The sequence below is a fragment of the Burkholderia sp. MS455 genome (genome assembly GCF_016899445.1).
GTDB classification, from domain to species: domain Bacteria; phylum Pseudomonadota; class Gammaproteobacteria; order Burkholderiales; family Burkholderiaceae; genus Burkholderia; species Burkholderia pyrrocinia_C.
The window spans coordinates 2,257,602-2,280,517 of sequence record NZ_CP041778.1 but is presented as its reverse complement, the minus strand read 5'-3'; the positions used below and the strand labels follow the sequence as shown (position 1 = coordinate 2,280,517).

The 22,916-nt window shown below is 58.8% G+C and carries 4 protein-coding genes; all 4 read left to right on the top strand.

Features of this window, described 5'->3' with window-relative positions:
• Nucleotides 1-317: 317 nt before the first annotated feature.
• The 4 genes from FPJ27_RS14885 (at nucleotide 318) to FPJ27_RS14870 (ending at nucleotide 22,856) form a co-directional block, all read left to right on the top strand.
• Nucleotides 318-12,521, top strand: coding sequence for a cycle-inhibiting factor (locus tag FPJ27_RS14885; RefSeq protein WP_204421622.1), 12,204 nt, complete (start codon nucleotides 318-320; stop codon nucleotides 12,519-12,521).
• 363 nt (nucleotides 12,522-12,884) lie between these two features.
• Nucleotides 12,885-15,032: a C2H2-type zinc finger protein gene (locus FPJ27_RS14880; protein ID WP_204421621.1), complete on the top strand. Its 2,148-nt coding sequence runs from the start codon at nucleotides 12,885-12,887 to the stop codon at nucleotides 15,030-15,032.
• 483 nt (nucleotides 15,033-15,515) lie between these two features.
• Nucleotides 15,516-20,081 (top strand): C2H2-type zinc finger protein, encoded by a 4,566-nt coding sequence (locus FPJ27_RS14875; protein ID WP_204421620.1) that lies wholly within the window; start codon nucleotides 15,516-15,518, stop codon nucleotides 20,079-20,081.
• 267 nt (nucleotides 20,082-20,348) lie between these two features.
• Nucleotides 20,349-22,856, top strand: a complete 2,508-nt coding sequence (locus FPJ27_RS14870; RefSeq protein WP_204421619.1) for a C2H2-type zinc finger protein — start codon at nucleotides 20,349-20,351, stop codon at nucleotides 22,854-22,856.
• Nucleotides 22,857-22,916 lie beyond the last annotated feature (60 nt).

Genomic DNA, 22,916 nt, shown 5'->3' with positions numbered 1-22,916 from the left:
GCCACTCAGCGGATGAGGTCAGTCTTCACACGGCACCATTCCCGCGAATGGTTTGTGGAGGCTAGACGGGGCGAAGGCATGCTGACGCAGCCGCGCGAATGAGGCCACGGGCCGAGGCAACACGTCGTTGTCAACCAGTTGACCAATGAATATTCAAGCATGTGGGGACGGGAGCGACCATGAGTGACTACGAACTGGATCCATCGACCGAGCGTGCGAGTGATGAAAGCCACGAGCGCCGGCGGCAACGAAAAAGGCGGTCGAAAAATCGTTCGCGGCCTGGCGGGGACGCAACGCGTCGCGTCCCCCGCGAGGCCATGCACGCAATAGCCGCCGCAGTCGATGCGCCGTTCGAGGGCATTACGGTCACGCAACGTGCGCCCACCCCGCGCGATCGGTTCATTGACTGGCTGGACACCCTTCATGCCCGAGTGGGGGCGATGACCGACTGGTCTTCCGGTCATGCGACCGCACGGCCGGATGCCGCGCCCCAATCAACGGGATCGTCGGAGGCTGTCGAGGCGACACCGCTGTCCTTGCAGCAAGTCTTGCGACAGTGTCTGGAAGGGCTGATCCGAGGCGTGGCGGAACAACTGGTGTCGGCGATCACCAAGACGCTTCCGCTCACGCCGGCCATCATGCAGGTCTATCAGGATCGCGATGTCGCGCTGGCCGCGCGATTGCGCACGGTTGGCCAGGCGCTCGACGAGACGAGCGCCGGGACGCGCTCGACGGTCATGACGGTGGTCGGCCCCGTCGCGAACTGGCTTCGCGTGATGGCAGACGCCGTTGACGGACTGGGGCGCGTGTCCGAGGCCAGTGACACACTCGATCAGGTGCTCGCGGTGATACACACCACGCAAACCCTGTTGAGCCATGAGGCGGTTCGCGATGCGTTGCCAGCCGATCAGTACCAGCGTCTTGAGCAGGGATTGAATCCGCTCGCCTTGACGGTGCAGCGCATGCATCACCTTTGGGACCAGTCATGGGAAGCGCGATTGCGGGACGTGGCGCAGTGGGACGATGTGCCAGAGCCGATGCGCGCGACGGCCGAACTCGTGGCGCGTCTGATGGAGGTGTTTCCTGCGCTGACGGGCGCCTCGGATGGGGCGTCATCGGATGCGATGGCGCGTACTCAAGCCGGCCTGGTCGGCGCCCAGGCCATCGTCGATTATCTGGCACACGTGAGCGGTGCCGATCACGAGGCGCTCGCCACGGCACGCGAGCTGCTGGCCGCGCTGCCGGGGACGCTGGAGCTGCTGCAAGCGCAAGATGATGCGTTTGAGATTGCCGCGCGCGTGATCGAGCACTGGCAGGCCATGGGTGTATCAGGCGGGGGGCTGGCGTCCCTGGGCGTACGTGGACTGGCGGATGTGCCGGCGATCTTGCGCCTGGCCCAGCGGCTGGTGCAGCACTCGCGTGATCCGGACGGAACATGGATGGACATGCTGTTCGAGCTTGCCCGCGACACATGGGTGCAGCAGCAATTGCCGGGTATGGCAGCACTGAGTGTGCGTCGGGCTGAGTTCGAGCAAGCCGCCGCCGAATGGCAGGACCGCTCGAATCCCCGTTCGTTGATGACGGGGATCGTGAAGATGTTGCTCGTGGTGTCGGAGCTCGCCGCGTCGCTCACCACGGCGGTGCCGGGAGGCGACGCGGAATGGCGGGTGTTGGCGACCTTGCGTCGCGCGCTTGGCCTGATCGAATCCGGCACGGATGCGCGCGCATGGGGCGAGGCGCTAACCCGTGTAGTGCCTGCCGACGACAGCGGCACCCTGGTACCCGAGCTCGCGTCGATGCTCGGCGAAATGACGCGCGTGCTGACGACCCAGGCAGACGATGGCGGCGGCCGTGGCGGGGCGGCTTTGGCGATGCTGGGCGTGATGCACAAGAACGCGTGGCTGCGAGCGCATCTGCCACAAACGTTTGCCACGCTGGATACCCTGATGCGTGCCACCGAGCTGCCCCAGATATGGCGCGAATCGGCGGAATCGGCGGAATCCGAGGGCGTGCAGGGGGCGCTGACGAGGGCGCACGCGGTACTCGAGTGGCTATCGCGCACCGTCCAGCACGGTCAACAGCTGGCGCAGGGGCAGCAGTGGGAGTCGCTTGCCGAGCGTTTGACGGATCTGCAGACGCTGCTGGGTGGTGTCACGCGGGCAGGCGCCTACCTGAGTCGGGTCGACGAGATGCGGCGCGCCTCGGATTGGTCGGTTCGACTCGTCCACGCCAAGCGCCTGGCGACCGACTTGCTGCGCGATCCTGCCGCCCGTTACGTGTCGGACTGGGCAGGGCACGGCCAAACGGTGCAATGGGCGCAACGCTGGCTTGAATGGAGTGTGCAGCTCTGGGCCTTTCCGTTGGACGCGCCGATCCATCGTCAGCTGGATGTGGCAATCCGGATCGTCGATCAGATGCCGCTTGGCGAGCAAGGGCACGCGTGGTTCGGCCCGCTCAAAGCGTACCGCGAGCAGCTTCAGCATGGTCTGCGCTTGCTCATGGCCGCAAGCGAATTCGGACAGGGGGGGATGGCGAGCCTGTCCGTGTCACGGGATGTGCTGGGACGCTATCTGACGTGGGACAGTGCACTGAAGTCCGCGCCCTGGGTGGCCGGATATTGGGGCGCGCCGTATGCGGCGGCCACGCTCTCCGCGCTCAACGTGTCACGCGATGTCTATCGGCAGGCCCAGGCATTATTGCCCGAGAACGCGAGCCTGGCGCAAAAAAGCGCGGCATACGCGTCGCTGATCATGCCCAGTCTGCCCGAGCAGATTCCAGGCTACGTGGCGCAGCCGCTGCGGTTTCTGGCCACCTGGACGCGCGTGACGCTCTCGGCGCCCGCCCGCACCGGATGGCTCGATACCCTGACACAGACGGCCCATGAGGAGGGCGGGCTCGCCGGCACGATCGTCAAACTGTGGATGGTGGTCCAGGTGGTTCATGGGCTGGGCACCGACGATCCCGAGCGTGTGGCGCAGAAACTGCGTGAGCTGAGCAAGCGGGTCGTCGGGGCGCACGGCACGGGCCTTGCTGAAGCGCTGGTGACGCTCGCTCCGGCGGGGATTGCGCTGTACCGTGCGTTGCCACCGGATGCGGCGCAATTGAGCTGGACGGCATGGCTCGCGAGGGTGGTCGAGATTGTGCGCGCGAGCGAGGCGCCTGCCTTGAAGCATCTGCGTGTCCAGGTGGCGCACTGGAGTGAGCAGCGCATCGGTGAGGCCGTGGCGGAACTGTTTGAGCGAGTCAGTCCGTCGATCGCCAACTGGGTCGAGTCTGCGGATCCCTTGGCCGACTGGTCATCGTTATCGCATGCCGGCGAGTGGATGGGGCCGCTGGCAAGCGCGCTCGGCGCAGGGTATATGGGGTATCACGCGTGGCGACGCGGCAATCACCTGATTGCAGGCCTGGCTGCCCTGATTGCATCGGGCAGCCTGGTTTCCGGTGCCTATGGGATGGCCATTCGAAGCAAGCGCGACGCGCCTGCTCCATCTGCCTGGGAGAAAGAGAAGCAGGCTCGGGCCAGGACCGCACTCGAGGCCTACATCGCCTCGCGCCCTGCCGACGAAGTGACGGCTCTCACCGAAGCACACCTGTTCAAGGTGACGGGTATTCGGCGCGATGATTCATCGAATGCACGACAGGCACTTGGCCAATACGGGCTGGCGGACCTGATCGATCGTGTCGGTCGCTTCGGCAAAGACTATCGGGATATTCAGGTCGAGGGGCTACCCGACGCATTACGCGAAAAATTGGACATGCCGGTCGAGCAGCAATATCACTGGCTGCGTGACCAGGCCGGGAAGCCCGGCAAACAGGCCATTGAACGTGACGCATTGAACGAGCGGATGTATCGAATCCTGGTCGCGCATCTCACGCTGCTGCAGGAGAAACTCCCCCACGACACGTCCATTACATCGCATGCGAGAGATTTTTATCTTAAGGCGATCACCAATGCCCTGGCGGGTCACTGCCCGGTGGCGACGGTAGTCGTCGGCGACGAGCCAAGCGCGCGCTATCTCTGTCTTAAAGCGTTCAGTCCGACTGTATTCTTTATCGATCTGACGTCCAGCCTCCGGGCGCCCGTCATGAACCTTCGCCCGTCATGGCGCGAGCAGGCCGAGTATGATCGGACGAGCGAGACGGCTTTAGATAAAACGCCACTTTATCGTGCAGCCACCCAACTCATCACGAATCTGCTGGAAAGTGACGAGGCGCGCGCTCAGCAATTGATTCGATCGCTGCTCGACGCCGACATCGGAATCGACGCGGACACAGCGCCTGTCAACGTATTGGCAATATTGGGGGGGACGCCGGCCGTTGAGGAAACCCATGCCTTTGCGCGGGAAGAGATTGCGCTGGGGGTACACGAGGTCGCGCTGGCCCGGATGGGTTATCAGGACATTCGAATCGATGACACGTCTCATGATGCCCCGCTACCTGCGCGTGCACTGTTCAACGAGTTCGTGGCCGAATTACGCAATCGCCCGCTTATCCCGTATTCCGAGGCAGATCGTGTGACGGCCATGCTCGCGACGGTGCTTTATCGCGAGTTGGCCGGGATCCGCCAGCAGGTGGCCAGTGCGGCGGCCAATGAACAGGATCAGACCAAGCAGACCTCGCTCAACGACCTGCGTGACACCATCGGTCTCATTTTGAGTGGTTATGGTGCGCCGCGCTTGATCAAGGTCGAGGCGACGTGGGTACCGGATCAAGTACTGATCGAAACGGCGGGGGCGCAATTCTATGAGATCAAGCTGAGCCGCCAGACGGATTACCGGGTGCCCTCCACTCTGGCGCGCACGGGGGTCGTTGTGACGCCGCAGCTCGCGCAAGTGTCATCGAGCGAAGCCGCGGACATGGACAAGCTTCAGCTCTGTGCGCGAAGCATGCTGGTGAACGCGTTGCTGCCCGAGTCGACGCGACGCGCCTGGCAAGCCGAAACCGCGCGACAGGCATGGACCGAGCAGGCGGCACCGCTGCCGGCAGTGGAGACTGCCGCAACCACATTGGGTTTGGCGCCGTCATGGTTAAGTCGCGTTCTGGCTTGTCAGAGGCTGACAGCGTTTGAGGCCGCTTATGCGCACAGTTTTCTGACATCTGCGCGGCACGCGTCGGCGTCGCACGACCCTGCGCGAGCGGCAACCGCCGGACATTCCGACTGGCTGAGCGTGATGAACACTGTCAGGACGGACGAACGTACGGCCTTGACGGAAGGAAAACGCGCCCATCATCTCATTGAGGCGCAGTACCAGCAGTGGTGCGAAACCGCGCTGAGCGCCGCACAATTGCCGGATGGGCATCCGACCCGTGCAGGCGAGGAGCAAGGGGCGCAGGCGTTTGAGCCCAACCCGGCGCTGATGAAGCTGGCTGTCCTGCTGCAACGATGGGACGATTATCGCGCGCAACGACGCGCATTGCAGAGCGCGTCGGACTATCTGGATGGACGCTCGGCGCCGATTCGCACGCCCGACGGCCGGCGTCGGCGTGCAGCGCGGCAGATGCTCGAATGGATGGGGCTGTCGACGCAGTGGTTGACTGACGCGCAAATCGACGAACTGACCGATTCGCGCAATGGTTCGGCCGCGGCCCGCTTTAATCGGTCGGTGATGTGGAACCTGACGGCGGCCCACGCGTACCTCGATTTTGCTCAGTCGTGGAGCGACGCACGACGACAGACGGTTGCGGGCGAACCGGAATCGCGCGATGCCTGGATCGATCGGCTCATGAACACGTTGGCCATTCCGTCGGAAGGTCGACTGGATTTGGCGATGTTCAAAAAGCGGGGCGATACAGCAAGCGCATCGCCGCATCGCGAGGCACTCACGGATGGCCTCAAGCGGTCGTTTCGACTGTCGTGGACGGGCGACGATTGGGTGGACCATTGGCTCGCCAGCGCGTTTAACCTGGCCAAGCTCAACTACGAGCACTACAAGAATACGCCGATCAAGGTTTCACAGACGTGGACGCGCTTTTTTACCTCGATGACCAGCTTCAAGGGCTGGCTCTATCACAAGGTAGGGACCGTCGCGCCTGGACTGATGTGGGAAAAACCCGCTTATACCATCAAGGAGATCGCACTGGGGGCGCATGCCCGGGATGTCAAGCGCGATATCGGTGCCCTGGCAACCATCTCGTCGTCCTATGATTGGCCTCAGCCCTTCGATGCTTCCCTGATCGAATCACTCTGTTCCGGCGAGATTTACGATGATTTGGGCCGCGCCGTCAAATCCTATTTTGCGGCGAATCGAAGCACACTGAAAACCGCTGTCGCCCATATGAGCATGGGAAGTTTGATTGCTCAGTTGGCGGGGCAAGACGGGGTTGACTTCAGCTCGCTCGAAATCTCCAATGTCAAATTCCGCCAGTCGACACTGTCCAATCTCGTGTCCGTGCAAAGTGGCGGCAAGCGATGGCTGGTGTCGACGTCTGAGTCGCAGTCCGGAATGGTCTCGGTGCCGGCGGACTGGCGTGGCCAAAAAGAGGGGGTGAGCGATATCAGGCGACTTGCGGACATGGTGTCGTCCGGGTTGTCGATGGCTGATCGCGAGAAGGCCTTTAGCGGCTTGAATATGTCGCCGGGTTTCAGAACGAATAACCAGGGCATTGGCGCCAGAATCAAATATAACGAAAATTTTGCCGAATACATGCGTGCCGGATTGCAGCCGGGCGGATCGGGGCAATACATGGAGGTATTCTTCGGCGATCGGGACTTCGAGTTTTCACCATCGACCGAGTGGGCCGGTCACTTGCTGACGGTGATGGAGGAGGCCGTGTGTTCGGATCTGGATACGCTCGTCTATTCCGGGCGCGAACGATCCCTTGACCGATGGATGGAAGGATTGGATGTCTTGGGGACCACGCTGTCGTCGGGCAGCTTCAGAATGGCCAAAACGCTCGGCTATCTGGTCGATATCCTGCAGGGCACCGTCGCGGGCGCGCAAGCGCTGACCCAGGAGCAGTCGGAGGAGTCTGCGTTCCCGTTTGTCGAATACTGCTATGGCTATGCGTTCTCGATCGGCCTGGGTAGTCACTTGAACAATGCAGCCGCGCTCACGCGGCTGACCCGCAAGGCAAAAGAAGCCTTCCGGGCCGCACGAAAGTTGTCCGATAGCGAAATAAAGCAAGCCCTGGTGCAGACCGAGCCCGCCCCGCATGGACCGCGTACCGACGATGTTGCGGCATCCGACACGCAGACGCTGCTGGATCGGTTGGCGTTCCGATGCCGTGTGAAGCGCACGATTGCTGCGGCCGGCTCGAGTTGTACGCCTCATCCGCTGAGCACGGATGAGTGGCGCCGTGTGGCGACCCAGAAGGGGTGGGATGCCGATCGCCTCGAGCAGGAACTCGGATCGATCTCGATCACGCGCGATTATCTTGATCGCCCGGTGCTTCTCTACAACGACAAGGGGGCCCTGCGCGTCGCGGATCCACAGACCAATCGCCGTTTCCACTTCATTGAGTTCAAGGTCGATGCAGACAATCTTGAATGGAAAAAACAACTCACGGCTTTGCTCGACTGCATGACGGAATCCAGTCATGGCGATCTGCGCCGAGCCATCGAGGCGCCCAAGGCGAGATGTCACGAGGCGGCCAGCATCGTATCGACCATCTTGAGGCGGAACCATTATGCACCGGAGATTGTTCAACTCTATTTTTGGAACAATTTGCGCGGTACGCAAATCGACCATGTGGCAGTGCGCGTCAGGTTAAACGAAGAGAGCCTCATTATCGATCCGACCATCAGTCAGTTCAGTCAGGCGGCGATTGATTATGCGCACGCGGTCTATGTGGGCACGGAGCACAGCTGGGAACAGTTGATGATCAAGATGCATGCGAACTCGGTCATCCGCAGGAATGACATCTTTGATCACGCGGTGGCGCCCGTTGATGTGACGGTCGCGACGGGTGGGCTCGTGAACGCGCCGACCTGGTACGAGAATCGATGGCATCCGGTGGAGGTCGCCCAGACGATCCTGGATCGCAAGCTGATGAGCGATCGGCTGAGCCCGCCTCTGAAGCGAGCGCTTGCCAATGTCAGTCGTACGCCGCTGCATGGCCTGAGTCGCTACAGGTCCTTGTTTCTGGAAACCTATGACCAGCCCGGCAAGTTGAACGCGCTCAAAATGCGCAAGCGCGAGGAGATCGAAGCGGAACTCGGTCGCGTCGGCGCCTGGAACTTTCGTGCGCTGCTGGGCCAATGGGATGACAGCGCAGTCGCCGCCGTGGCCAAGGGGCCCATCGTCGAACAGATCAGGTTCCTGTCGGAGATGACCCATCGCATCAATCAGGCGTTGATGGTGCCGGGGCGGTTTCGGTATCTGCTCGCCGCGGACCGCTCCACGGAATGTCTGGTTCTCTGGGGCCTCGAGTTGCGCACCAAGCTGGAGATCCTGGAGGGGCAGCTCAAGCCGGACGAAATTCACGTCCCCGCCGGCAGCGCCGGCCGCACCCAGGTGCTGCGCGACTTGCGTCGCGCACTGACCGAAGAGGGCGCGGCGTTCGAGCGTGCTTTGTGGGAGCCGGACTGGGCAACCCGGATGGTCGCACGTCGCCCCGATCGCGCTTACACCCGCGCTGTCTCGGACTTCTATCGCCAGCCGGTCGAGGTTCAACGGCAACGGCTCCTGGCCGGCCAGGGGCCCGCCACGATTCGGGACCCCGACGATCGCGACGTGGCACTGAATCTGTTCAAGCTGATGGCCGAGCGTGAGACGCTGCTTGACCCCACCGCGCCCAATGGCGGGGCTCATCGCACGCAAAGCTACGATGACTTGGTGGCCTCGTTGGTACCGACGAAGAGCTATGTCGTGCTGGTTGACGATGAGCGGCTTTCGCATCGCTATCTGCTCGATTTCCCCGCCGCTGGCGAGACCGCCACGGCGACATTGGCGCGTCCTTGCTACGTGCTGCAGTCCACCAGCGAAACAGGGTTGTTGCCGGCCGTGACGCTGGCGACATGGCTGGAGAAAAAGGGCGAAGTCAGCGCGGATGTCCCCGCCTTGAAGCAGCTGTATTCGTCGGCATTCCCGGCACTCGATGTGTCCACCCAGCGCAGCCTGCTCGCCAGGCTGTTTGTTGCCGATGCTGACGCCAGCTCGATCTCCATGTCTGACATGCAGGCCCTGCACACGGATGTCAGCGCGGCGACCCCGTCGTCGTGGACCTTCCAGGTGCACGAATACACCCCGCAACAGTTCGGGCGCAATCTGGCCGCATTGCGGGCGAACGCGCGTCCCGATCCGGTGCGTAGCAATGTGCAGGTCTCCCTGTCCCGAGTGCAGGCCGACAAGTTCGTGACGGTGCGGCGCGCCCGGGATACGCAGTCCAACGAGGCCATTGGCTATATCCCTATCGGGCGTGATATGCGGCTTTACACGTCGGATGGGCGTGAGGGTGCAAGCAGCTTGTTGATACTCGGTCACTCGGGTTATGTCGACAGCGACATGTCACTGCCGGCAGGGGTGAGCTTGAAACTGCTCAATGCACATGGTGAATCCCTCAAGATGCCCGCGAGTGAGCGCGTGCTGACCCAACGGCCTCACTACTTTGCGCAAGTGTCCAGGGCGGCCGATGACACGCTGACCATCACGTTGCCGGATCACCAGACCCTGCAGTCACGCGATATTTCCGAAGACACGCGCACGCGGCTGTCCAATTGGCTGGGTGGGACGGCCGGCGGGGCACGCGCGACCCGCATCGAGGTCCCCGTGGACAGTCTCGATATCGATTGGTCTACCACGAAGGCGCGGCTCAGTGGTCATGTCGCGCGCAAGTCGCTCTCCCATCAGCAGGCCTACCATGATGTGTCGGACGAGACGTTGCGACGTGTGTTCGTGACCGGCAGTCGCGACACGCAAAGCCTGAAGGACCGGGTGGTCAGCCATGTGGGCAGCGGCATCACAGATAGTCTCAGCGGGGAGCGTATCGGTGCGTTGTCCAACAAGCTCGACACCAACCGCATTCTGGCCAGTCAAGGGGCGCTCGACCGTATCGATGTGCTGACCGTGAACCCGGGGAGTGACGGGGTGCGTTTGAGTCAGATCCTGACCGATGTCAGGGAGAGGAAACTGGCTTATCGCGATGTGATCTTTGCGGGCTGTCGCGTCAAGTATGGGATGACGCAGCGCGACATTCTGACCGAACTGGTCCGACGCCCGGGCGTTGCCGTCACAGTTGAGAGCGACGTCACGCCCGTGCTTGTTCGACGCAAGCTGTCCGCGGACATGTCGACGGCCACCGAAGAAGTTGTCGGAGACTATTCGACGCTCAAGGCCTATACACAGTACGCGCAACAGCCTGGAACCGCCCCGCAAAACGGCAAGCCGGGCGGTCCCTCCGATGGACAACGCATGGGCGATGCCCCTGCGGTGACGAACACTGTCCAGCATGAATCCGATCACGCGAGCGCGCCGGGTTTCAGTAGTCATCGTACCAATCCCGCCGCGCAATGGGATGTCCCGGTTGCGGCGGCCGGGCGAGCGGCCGATCTGCGGCGGCAACTGCTTGTCGAGACGGTCTATCGTGTCCACCAGCGGCATGCTACCTCGAGCAACTATCAAGCGGGACTGGATCATCCTGACGAAGCCACGTCGGCGGGATGGCGCGCAGGCATGTCCGAGACGGACGTCATGCGGATCTATCGGGCCGAAGGGGAAAAGCCAGTGCCCAATCAATGGGTGTTGGGGGCACTCTACGCGCAGCTCGTCAAACTCCGTGACGCTCAGCTCATGTCGGCACGGGCGATCCTCACCGAGGGCAGCATCGAGGTACACAACGTGGCCCTGCCAGCCGAGGGCGCCCGCCCCAGGTTCGTTCGCCCGGCGCTGTTCGCCATGGCGGTCGCATTGCACGACGAGCATGCACCCACGTTGATCAGTCGGCAGCAAGCGTACGCCTACCCCGGTCGGTCGAACGATCTGATCAACGCATTAGACGCATTCGTGCCGATGATCACGCATCACGACGTTCAACGCCATCTCATCAAGTGGGGCTACCTGGATGCGCAGACGGTGACGGCGGTTTTGGGGAAATGGATGAGTCCGGTCTTCCTCTGGGTGACGACGGGCGGCGCAGACCTCCTCGTTGGCATGCGTCCGGGAGCCGCGAACAGTCTCGTGCTTGAACCGCGGACATACTATTTGTACGATCCGTCAGCAGGATTGGCCGTGTTTGCGTCGGCCGATGCCTTCCAGGTCGCGTTGGAGAAGATCGTCCAGCCGGTGAGGCAGTCGACGCATCAGCCCGCGACGTTGGCCAATCTGATGTTTGAAGTCAAACAGATTGATGTTGAACGACTGGCCGACACGGAGCTCTCGCCGATATTTGGCACGTTCCGCGATCGCAGTCAACCAATGGCAGGCGAAGCACCGCTGCCTGCACTCAAGCGTGCCCCTTTCGTATTTCCAGCCGTCGGTAATCAATCACCCGTTTCTGTCTCTGCGCGAGGCGTACCGCTTCGCCAATATGTACCGCTTGCTCACGATGTCATCAGGGTCGACCTCGGTCACTCATGGCTGTATACCACGCAAAGTGGGCAACCGTCCCGCTCGTTAGCCTTGTCTGCACACGGTTCGTACTCGGTGCCGGAAACGATGAATATGCGGCCGGGGCTGACTTATGTTTATCTTCAACCACATAATGATGTGCTTGAAGCAACTACTCGACAATTGACCGAGCATGCCTTTACACCTTTGGTGGAATTGTCTTTGCATCGGGCGGTAGTAAATGATCCACCGAATTACCCTCTTCAGTGGGATGCTGCCTTGCGCGAGGTATTTCCTGACCCCGTTGCGGTTCCGGATGCCCAGTTAAGGGCTCAATTTTACCTAATGACCGCGCCGCAACAAACCTACGTGACCAACCGATCGACTTTTCTGCAGCAAATAGCGTATAACCGCTATTGGAATTCACCGGATCCGCAGAGATACACTGGAGCGCAGTTCAGGAATCAGGTTGGCGACTATCGACATCTCTGGTTCGAGAAAGATACGGAGGACGATATTTCAAACGCTATCGCAGCGAATCGCTATGCGGTGCCGATCACGGCTGGTTTGCGGCAGATGGACTTTATCGTGCCCAAGTTTGACGTATTAGGTCCGGATTTTCAGCCGCTGCAATTTCTGCCGCCTGCCGACATGGAGGCCACCTATCGGCGTCATGACGAGCTGATATATCGGGGAAAACCCCGCACCTCGGATATCCTGAATGATGTCGAGCGAGCAGGACTACAATATGACGAATTTCTATTGTTCACCTGCCGCTCCAATTCATTAAACGGGCTCACCCTTGAGCAGGTTAACAACGTTTTTCATGCGAAAAAGCAGATCCCTACGTATGCCGAACCCAAAACGCGTCGTCGTCGTTCACCTTCGCAGGCCAAAGAGGTCCATTATCTCGCTCTGGATGCATTGATTGCCACGTACGAAAAGGGGGTGCTCAAGTCTGGTCGAAAAATGACGGTCGCGGCCTGGTTCTGGGAAGAATCAAATGAGTCGCCAACAGATGCGCCGGAGGATGCATGATACATATGAAAAGCGGCGTATCAATTGGCGATGGCGAGATTGAACGCAAATCGATATGTACCCGCGCGCCAGTGTGTGGTGGGGGCGTTTTATCGCATGATTTTCGTCAAATATCCAGAGGCAAGCAGGATGGGCATCGGGAAAGCGATTTTTCTTACGCCGAGGCTCATCGAATGGGCGAGCGAAGAGGTGAGATAATATTTTTTATCAAGAATTAAGTTATTGTCAGGCATGGATAAATAGGGAAAAACCAATTCATTTGCAAAAATTATAAAATAGAATGTTCAAACGAGGCCGGCGAGGGGCTTGATTTAATTTGTACCGTGCGGTGTGTTTGCATTTTGAGTGCAAAGGATATCAATCATGTACAACAGAGAGGAAGTGCGCGCGGACAGTGCAGGCCGAACAAGTCGCCAGCGCTATGAGCATGAACAGGCCGACGGCGCCGACACAGGTCCTCGTGTTTCTGGCAGCGAAAAGGTCGAGAAGCAGCTCAGCGAATGGTTGCGCAGGCCGGAGAATGCCGATCGGGGCGACTTTGACACGGCGGTCAGTTATCTCGCCTGGAGGATCGAACATCCGATTCACCTTCAGGATGCCAGGGGAGCGATTCGGGCGTTCCCTGTTTTGCCAGGTCAGTCAAGGGGTTGGCGCGCTGCGATCAGTATTCCCGTGCCCGCGCCTGGTCGGGTGGATCAGGCAGGACGTTCGCCGTGGTCGAGTCTTGAACCGATCGTCCACGCTGTACCCCAGGGGCAGGGGTTGTCGCCGCATGAGGTTAGCGCGTTTGCGCAATATTTCTGGAAGAGGGGTGAGGCCGTCAGGGCGCTCACGGCCTTGATGAATTCGAGTGGTAGCCGGCAGACGCATCATCGCAGCGACTGGTGTGCGTTTGTGACGGGACCGTCGGGCGAGCGTCGGCCTGAGGAAACCTTGCTCCGGCGGGTGAATACGGTGGCGAAATACATCAATCAGGTCAGGCAGGAGGAGCAGGCCGTAGCGCGCGCGCCGTCGCCCATCGCGCCGATGTCGGAGTCGCCCCAGACAAGTCCGATGATGCCGGACACTGAGCCCATGGCAGTCGACACGGTCGACACCGGTGCCGATGATCAGGCGCAGATGATGCCGTCGCCGGATTCCGCATACCCGTCGGTTGCGCTGGCCGACACGGGGACACGGGCCGATGAGCCGGGACAGTCCGCGGACATCCTGGAAACGGCCATGGCGGTGTTGAATGACCCCGAGCCACAGACCGATGAGCCAGGACAGGTCGAGGATGTCCTGGCACTGGCCATGGCGGTGTTGAACGAAGATGCCGCGGCCGAAGACGTCATGGATGACGCGTCGTACGAGGCCGCACTCGCCGCGCAGCGTGAACTGGAAGATCGGTATCTGGCGCGATTTGTCGAGTGGCTTGCCACGCAGGAACTGGAGATCCAGGAGACGAGTGGTCGAGGAAATAATTGCTCGCTGTATGCGTTGAACATGGGGGCTCGAGCGACGCAGCGGCGCCCGATTGAGGAGACCACCCTGGAAGGGGCGGTGCAAAAGCAGCGTCAAACTTTCGTTGATGAACCGGGGCATGGCGGTATGTCGACGGCGATGCTCGCACTGGATGCGGACCGAGGCGGCCATGGTCGGAGCTTGATCAGGAACCTGAATGAGGCCTATGGGATAGCAGGAGGCGACGAGGGGTTCGTGGTGGCGATGTATCGCCCGATCACGGCGATTTCGATGGACGATGCGAATGGGGCATTCGTGCCGTCCTATATGGACGAGCATGGTGTCGTGAATGAGAGTCCGGCGGACCCGACGCGGCTCATTCGAGTCATGCAGACGGATCATCATTACGCGGTGATTTTACCGCGCGAGGCGGCTCACGCAGCGCTCCCGGTCAGCGAAAAGAGGCCGGGCCGGGCCCGGAAACAAAAGAAGGAGCAGGCCAGCGCTCACGCGGATTGGCCGCCTCCGTGCGTGCTCTGCGGTCGGCAGCTCAAGACCCAGGACGGTTGGAATCACCACATGTTTCATGTGCATGGGGACCCGAAGCCCGTCAAGATTTGTGAGGTTTGCGGGAAAGGGTGTAAAACGTCAAGCGGGCTCAAAAGACATCAGCTGCAGAGCCACGCCAGCGAAGGACCGCTTGCAGGAAGCGCACGGGTGCCGGTCAAGAAAAAGCCTTTTGTATGCAAATTTTGCAGTTGCGGGTTTAAGAGAACGCGCGACCTTGAGAACCATGAACGAACGCATACTGGCGAAAAACCCTTTGTTTGTGAAGTTTGCAATAAAGGGTTTGCGCAGAAAATTAATCTCGTTGATCATAATTTAATTCATACCGGGGCGCGTCCTTATGTTTGTGACGTTTGCGGAATGAATTATCGATCTCGAAGCAACCTGTCAAGGCATTATCGAACACATACGGGCGACAGGCCTTTCAAGTGTTCAACTTGCGGTAAGGCGTTTATGTATGGTTATGCCATGAGAAGGCACATGAAGACATGTTCTGGTTAGCGTCAATTGACACGAAGGGCTTGAGGTCGGGCGCCGGCGATGGAAGGCATCGCCGACGTCATTCAGGTGGATTCAAATGGGGTAGGTATCGTGATTGATGCGAATCCGAAAATTGGCCCAACAACGTGAGCGTCACCGTCCGCGAACGCGTTAATGACGCGATCAAATTCATTGGCGATTGCTTCGATCGCCATGGATGGCATCGTAAACCTGGTTGAAGCGTGAGCCTGTTGTGACCGTGTCGACTGATTCGTGCCCGAATGACGTCCATTCAGGACGCTGCAATCACATATAGGCGGATCGCAGCCGAGGAGGCATTGAGTGTTAGGATTTTGCTCAGGCGCCACGCAATAGTGCGGTCACATTATTATTCTGAGGTTAATTTTCGCATAAATTTGAAAAATCTGATTTATCCAATTAAATCGCCTTTGCTCATTCAAACTGTGGGGTGAATGGGTATTGGATGTCAAGGAAATCAGGCATATGTACAAGAGCCAGGAAGTGCGCGCGGACAATGCAGGCCAAACAAGTCGCCAGCGCGATGAGCATGAACAGGCCGACGGCGCCGACACAGGTCCTCGTGTTTCTGGCAGCGAAAAGGTCGAGAAGCAGCTCAGCGAATGGTTGCGCAGGCCGGAGAATGCCGATCGGGGCGACTTTGACACGGCGGTCAGTTATCTCGCCTGGAGGATCGAACATCCGATTCACCTTCAGGATGCCAGGGGAGCGATTCGAGCGTTCCCTGTTTTGCCAGATCAGTCAAGGGGTTGGCGCGATGCGATCAGTATTCCCGTGCCCGCGCCTGGTCGGGTGGATCAGGCAGGACGTTCGCCCTGGTCGAGTCTTGAACCTGTTGTCGAAGGGGTAAGAGCGGCGAACGTACGGTTGCCGGAGGGCTTGCGCCTGGAGGCGCCGCTTCTTTGGTTCCGAAGTGAGAGCGTTCATGCGCTCACGGCCTTGATGAACGCGAATCGTGACGTGCCGAGCCGAGAGGGCGGGTGGTCTGCGTTTGTGACGGGCTCGGGGGGCGAGCGTCGGCCTGACAAAGCCCTGATCAAACGGGTGAATACGGTGGCGGATTACATCGGAAAGATCAGGCAGGAGGAGCAGCGCGCAGCGCACGCGCCGTCGCCTATCGCGCCGGTGTCGGAGTCGCCCACGACAAGTCTGATGATGCCGGACACTGAGCCCATGGCAGTCGACACGGTCGATGCTGGCACCGATGAGCAGGCACCGACGACACCGGCTCCCGCATATCCGGCGGTTGCGCTGGCCGACACGCAGACACGGGCGACTGAGTCGGGACAGTCCGCGGACATCCTGGAAACAGCCATGGTGGCGTTGAACCAGGATGTCGCGACCGAAGACGTCGTGGATGAAGCGCCGTACGATGAATCGGCCGCACTTGCGGTGCAGCGTGAACTGGAAGATCGGTATCTGGCGCGATTTGTCGAGTGGCTTGCCACGCAGGAACTGGAGATCCAGGAGACGAGTGGTCGAGGGAACAATTGCTCGCTGTATGCGTTGAACATGGGGGCTCGAGCGACGCAGCGGCGCCCGATTGAGGAGAAAACCCTGGATGAGGCCGTGCAAGAGCAGCGTCAAACTTTCGTTGATGAACCGGGGCATGGCGGTATGTCGACGGCGATGCTCGCGCTGGATGCGGATCAAGGCGGCCATGGTCGGAGCTTGATCAGGAACCTGAATCAGGCCTATGGGATCGCAGGAGGCGACGAGGGGTTCGTGGTGGCGATGTATCGCCCGATCACGGCGATATCGATGGACGATGCGAATGGGGCATTCGTGCCGTCCTATATGGACGAGCATGGTGTCGTGAATGAGTGTCCGTCGGACCTGACGCGGCTCATTCGAGTCATGCAGACGGATCATCATTACGCCGTGATTTTACCGCGCGAGGCGGCTTACGCAGCGCCCCCGGTCAGCAAAAGGGGGCGGGGCCGCCCCCGGAAACAAAAGAAAGAGCAGGCCAGCGCTCACGCGGATTGGCCGCCTCCGTGCGTGCTCTGCGGTCTGCAGCTCAAGACCCCGGATGGGTGGAAGAACCACATGTTTGATGGGCATAAGAAGAAACCGGAGCTCGCCAAGCCGAAGTCCGTCAAGCCGAAGTCCGCCAAGATTTGTGAGGTTTGCGGGAAAGGGTATAAAGCGTCAAGCGCGCTCAAAAGACATCAGCTGCAGAGCCACGCCGGTGAAAATTCTGATCAGCGCGTGGTACGCGAAAACGAGATTTCTGACTCCAGCGCCGTTGAAGGGCATTCAAGCCAACACACCCTCGACATGCCTCGGAAAAACCGTGACAAAGCGAAGAATTTTCCATGCACAGTTTGTGGTGAAGGATTTTCAAGCTCGACATCCCTCAGGAAGCATGCGAAATCGCATACCGAGAAGAACGAGAAAAAGTCTTTTGTATGCAAATTTTGCGGTAGCAAATATAGGGGTACGCGCGACCTTGAGCGCCACGAACGAACGCACACTGGCGAAAAACCCTTTGTTTGTGATATTTGCAATAAAGGGTTTGCGCAGGAAGTTAATCTTATTGAGCATAAGGTCGTTCATACCAGGGTGCGCCCTTATGTTTGTGACGTTTGTGGAAAGGATTATCCATTTCGAAGCAGCCTATCAAAGCATTCCAGAAAGCATACAGGCGACAGGCCTTACAAGTGTTCAACTTGCGGTGAGGCGTTTTTTTATGGTTATGCCTTGAGAAAACATATGAGGACATGTTTTGTATTGCCCGCCACGGGGGTACAGGCCGATGAGCCGGGACAGTCCGCGGCCATCCTGGAAACGGCCATGGCGGTGTTGAATGACCCCGAGCCACAGTCCGATGAGCCAGGACAGGTCGGGGATGTTCTGGCACAGGAAATGGCGGAGTTGAACGAAGATGCCGCGACCGATGACGTCATGGATGAGATGTGGCCCGAGGAATTGGTCGCACCCGCCGTGCAGCCTGAACTGGAAGATCGTCACTACGCGGTGATTTTACCGCGCGAGGCGGCTCACGCAGCGCCCCCGGTCAGCAAAAGGAGGCCGGGCCGCCCCCGCAAACAAAAGAAAGGGCAGGCCAGCGCTAATGCGGTTGGAGTGCCTCCCGGTGGAGCATGCGAAGAACTGTTCGAGAACCGGGATACGTGGCATACACGCGAAAACGAGATTTCTGACTCCAGCGCCGTTGATGATCATTCAAGTCAAGGCACCCTCGACATGCCTTGGAAAAATCCTGATAACGCGAAGAATTTTCCATGCACAGTTTGTGGTGAAGAATTTTCCAGCTCGGCATCCCTCGGGAAGCATGCGAAATCGCATACCGAGAAAACGGTCATGGTGGAGTTGAATGACCCCGAGCCACGGGCCGATGAGTCAGAGCAGTTCGGGCCTATCCTGACACAGGCGATGGCGGTGTTGAATGACCCCGAGCCACAGACCGATGAGCCAGAGCAGTTCGGGCCTATCCTGACACAGGCGTTGGCGGTGTTAAACGAAGATGCCGCGGCCGAAGACGTCATGGATGACGCGTCGTACGAGGCCGCACTCGCCGCGCAGCGTGAACTGGAAGATCGGTATCTGGCGCGATTTGTCGAGTGGCTTGCCACGCAACAACTGGAGATCCAGGAGACGAGTGGTCGAGGAAATAATTGCTCGCTGTATGCGTTGAACATGGGGGCTCGAGCGACGCAGCGGCGCCCGATTGAGGAGAAAACCCTGGATGAGGCCGTGCAAGAGCAGCGTCAAACTTTCGTTGCTGAAGCGGGACATCGCGGTATGTCGACGGCGATGCTCGCGCTGGATGCGGACCGAGGCGGCCATGGTCGGAGCTTGATCAGGAACCTGAATCAGGCCTATGGGATAGCAGGAGGCGACGAGGGGTTCGTGGTGGCGATGTATCGCCCGATCACGGCGATTTCGATGGACGATGCGAATGGGGCATTCGTGCCGTCCTATATGGACGAGCATGGTGTCGTGAATGAGAGTCCGGCGGACCCGACGCGGCTCATTCGAGTCATGCAGACGGATCATCACTACGCGGTGATTTTACCGCGCGAGGCGGCTCACGCAGCGCTCCCGGTCAGCAAAAGGAGGCGGGGCCGCCCGCGGAAACAAATGGGGCAGGCCGGCGTTAACGCGGCTGGACCACTTCCCTGTGAAGCATGCGAAGAACTGTTCGATAACTGGGATACGTGGCATACCCACATGCAGGAGATACATGGGAAATCGAAACCCGCCAATATTTGTGAGTTTTGCGGGAAAGGGTATGCAAAGTCAGACACACTCAGAATACATCAGCGGCGTAGTCACGCCGGTGAAAATTCTGGTCAGCGCGTGGTACGCGAAACCGAGATTTCTGACTCCAGCGCCGTTGAAGGGTATTCACGTCAACGCACCCTCGGCATGCCTCGGAAAAATTCTGGTAAAGCGAAGAATTTTCCATGCACAGTTTGTGGTGAAGAATTTTCCAGCTCGAGATCCCTCAGGAAGCATGCAAAATCGCATGCCACGAAAAAGTCCTTTGTTTGCGATATTTGCGAAAAGTGGTTCAAGGATTCGACCCAGCTTAAAATTCATGAAAGATCGCATACGGGTGAGAAGCCTTATGTTTGCAGTACTTGCGGGAAAGGGTTCGCGGCTCCGGCGGGGCTTTATCGGCATAGACTAACTCACACTGGAGAAAAACCTCACCGGTGCGAAACATGTGACGCATCGTTCGCAACTTCAACCAACCTTAAGGAGCATCAGAGGCGTCATACCGGAGAGAGGCCTTACGTATGTGAAGTATGTGGGAAAGCGATTAAGCATTACGCTACTTTCTCGAGGCATCGCAAAATGCATGGGAGACCGAATGTCGAGAAGAAGTCTTTTGTATGCAAATTTTGTAGTCAGCGGTTTAAGAGAACGCGCGACCTTGATAACCATGAGCGAACGCATACTGGAGAAAAACCCTTTGTTTGTAATGTTTGCAATAAAGGGTTTGCGCAGAAAATTAATCTTACAATGCACATGAAGCATGGATGGCATCGTAAACCTGTTTGAAGCGTGGGCATGTTGTGATCGTGTCGACTGATTCGAGCCTGAATGGCGTCTATTCAGGATGCTGCAATCACATATAGGCGGATCGCAGTCTAGGAGGCATTGGGTGTTCGGATTCTTTTCAGGCGCAACATAATATTGAGATCACATCATTATTTAGAGATTAATTTTCGCATAAATTTGAAAAATATTTGATTTATCCAATTAAATCACCTTTGCTCACTCAAGCTGTGGGGTGAGTGGGTATTGGATGTCAAGGAAATCAGGCATATGTACAAGAACCAGGGGGGGCGCGCAGGCAGTTCAGGCCGAACAAGTCGCCGGCGCAATGAGCATGAACAGGCCGACAGCGCCGAAACAGGTCCTCGTGTCTCAGGCGGCGAAAAGGTCAAGAAGCAGCTCAGCGAATGGTTGCGCAGGCCGGAGAATGCCGACCGGGGCGACTTTGATACGGCGGTCGGCTATCTCGCCTGGAGGATCAACCGTCCGATTCACCTTCAGGATGCCAGCGGAGCCATTCGAGCGTTCCCCGGTTTGCCAGGTCAGTCAAGGGGTTGGGGCAAGGCGATCAGTATTCCCGCGCCTGCACCTGGTCGAGGGGATCAGGCAGAACGTTCGCCGTGGTCGAGTCTTGAACCGATCGTCCACGCTGTACCCGAGGGGCAGGGGTTGTCGCCGCATGAGGTTAGCGCGTATGCGCAATATTTCTGGAAGCGGGGTGAGGCCGTCAGGGCGCTCACGGCCTTGATGAATTCGAGTGGTAGCCGGCAGGCGCATCATCGCAGCGACTGGTCTGCGTTTGTGACGGGACCGTCGGGCGAGCGTCGGCCCGAGGAAGCCTTGCTCCGGCGGGTGAATACGGTGGCGGATTACATCGGAAAGATCAGGCAGGAGGAGCAGAGCGTAGCGCGCGCGCCGTCGTCCATCGCGCCGATGTCGGAGTCGCCCACGACAAGTCCGATGATGCCAGACACTCAGCCCATGGCAGTCGACATGGTCGACACCGGTGCTGATGATCAGGCGCAGATGATGCCGTCGCCGGATTCCGCATACCCGTCGGTTGCGCTGGCCGACACGGGGACACAGGCCGATGAGCCGGGACAGTCCGCGGACATCCTGGAAACGGCCATGCAGGTGTTGAATGACCCCGAGCCACAGACCGATGAGCCAGGACAGGTCGAGGATGTCCTGGCACAGGCGATGGCGGTGTTGAACGAAGATGGCGCGGCCGAAGACGTCGTGGATGACGCGTCGTACGAGGCCGCACTCGCGGTGCAGCGTGAACTGGAAGATCGGTATCTGGCGCGATTTGTCGAGTGGCTTGCCACGCAGGAACTGGAGATCCAGGAGACGAGTGGTCGAGGAAATAATTGCTCGCTGTATGCGTTGAACATGGGGGCTCGAGCGACGCAGCGGCGCCCGATTGAGGAGACCACCCTGGAAGGGGCGGTGCAAAAGCAGCGTCAAACTTTCGTTGATGAACCGGGGCATGGCGGTATGTCGACGGCGATGCTCGCGCTGGATGCGGATCAAGGCGGCCATGGTCGGAGCTTGATCAGGAACCTGAATCAGGCCTATGGGATAGCAGGAGGCGACGAGGGGTTCGTGGTGGCGATGTATCGCCCGATCACGGCGATTTCGATGGACGATGCGAATGGGGCATTCGTGCCGTCCTATATGGACCAGCATGGTGTCGTGAATGAGAGTCCGTCGGACCCGACGCGGCTCATTCGAGTCATGCAGACGGACCATCATTACGCGGTGATTTTACCGCGCGAGGCGGCTCACGCAGCGCTCCCGGTCAGCGAAAAGAGGCCGGGCCGGCCCCGGAAACAAAAGAAAGAGCAGGCCGGCGCTCACGCGGATAGACCGGCTCCGTGCGATCTCTGCGGTCGGCAGCTCAAGACCCCGCATGGGTGGATGAACCACATGTTTGATGCACATAAGAAGAAACCGGAGCCTGATCGAACTGACCTGGTTTGCGACGTCTGTAATAAACCGTTTCAGAACAAGTCAAACCTTAATGTGCACAAGCGGTCTCATACCGGAGAAAGGCCTTATGTGTGTGATATTTGTAAGAAGGGGTTTTTGAGCACAAGTCATCTAAAGACGCACATGGTAATTCATACAGGAGAAAGACCTTATGCATGTGAAATGTGCAATAAGCGATATAAAAGTCGCAGCGACCTCGTAAGACACAAGCGGACGCATGATGGCAAAAAGCGTTTCAAGTGCACAGTCTGCGGAAGAGGGTTTGCGTCCAACAGTACCTTAAAAAAACATGTTTGCGTAAAAGAGCGTGCACAGGTAAGTGTCCTAGCGGCGCCTCGCCACACACATGACGAACAGCAATACCATCGACTCCAAGAATACGTTGCAAGGCTTTTAAATCCAGGTGCCCCGAAAGAAAATCAGCCAAAGAGCGCCAATAAAAAATTTTTTGTTTGCGATATCTGCGAGAGACCGTTTGCAGAAAAATCAAAACTCAATATACATAAGCGGACGCATACTGGAGAAAGGCCTTTCGTGTGCAATATTTGCAATAAGAGATTTTCGCAATCCGGCAATCTGAGCGTGCACATGAAAATTCATACTGGGGACAGACCTCATATATGCGGAATTTGTAATAAAGGATTTGCAAATCGCGGCGACCTCACAAGGCACAATCGGATGCATGCAGACGCAAGACCTTTTGCGTGTTCAATTTGCAGCAAGGCGTTTAAATATAACCACGTATTGAAAAGGCATATGAAAAAATGCCCTGGTAGAACCAATTGACGTGACCGGCTCGAGATTGGGCTTCGGAGAAGAACGTGCCGAAGCCTCATCTAGGCTAAT

What these genes read in the sequence shown, in the direction of transcription:
- FPJ27_RS14880 (WP_204421621.1), top strand. Translation starts at nt 12,885, where the DNA reads ATGTACAACAGAGAGGAAGTGCGCGCGGACAGTGCAGGCCGAACAAGT.
- FPJ27_RS14885 (WP_204421622.1), top strand. Translation starts at nt 318, where the DNA reads ATGCACGCAATAGCCGCCGCAGTCGATGCGCCGTTCGAGGGCATTACG.
- FPJ27_RS14875 (WP_204421620.1), top strand. Translation starts at nt 15,516, where the DNA reads ATGTACAAGAGCCAGGAAGTGCGCGCGGACAATGCAGGCCAAACAAGT.
- FPJ27_RS14870 (WP_204421619.1), top strand. Translation starts at nt 20,349, where the DNA reads ATGTACAAGAACCAGGGGGGGCGCGCAGGCAGTTCAGGCCGAACAAGT.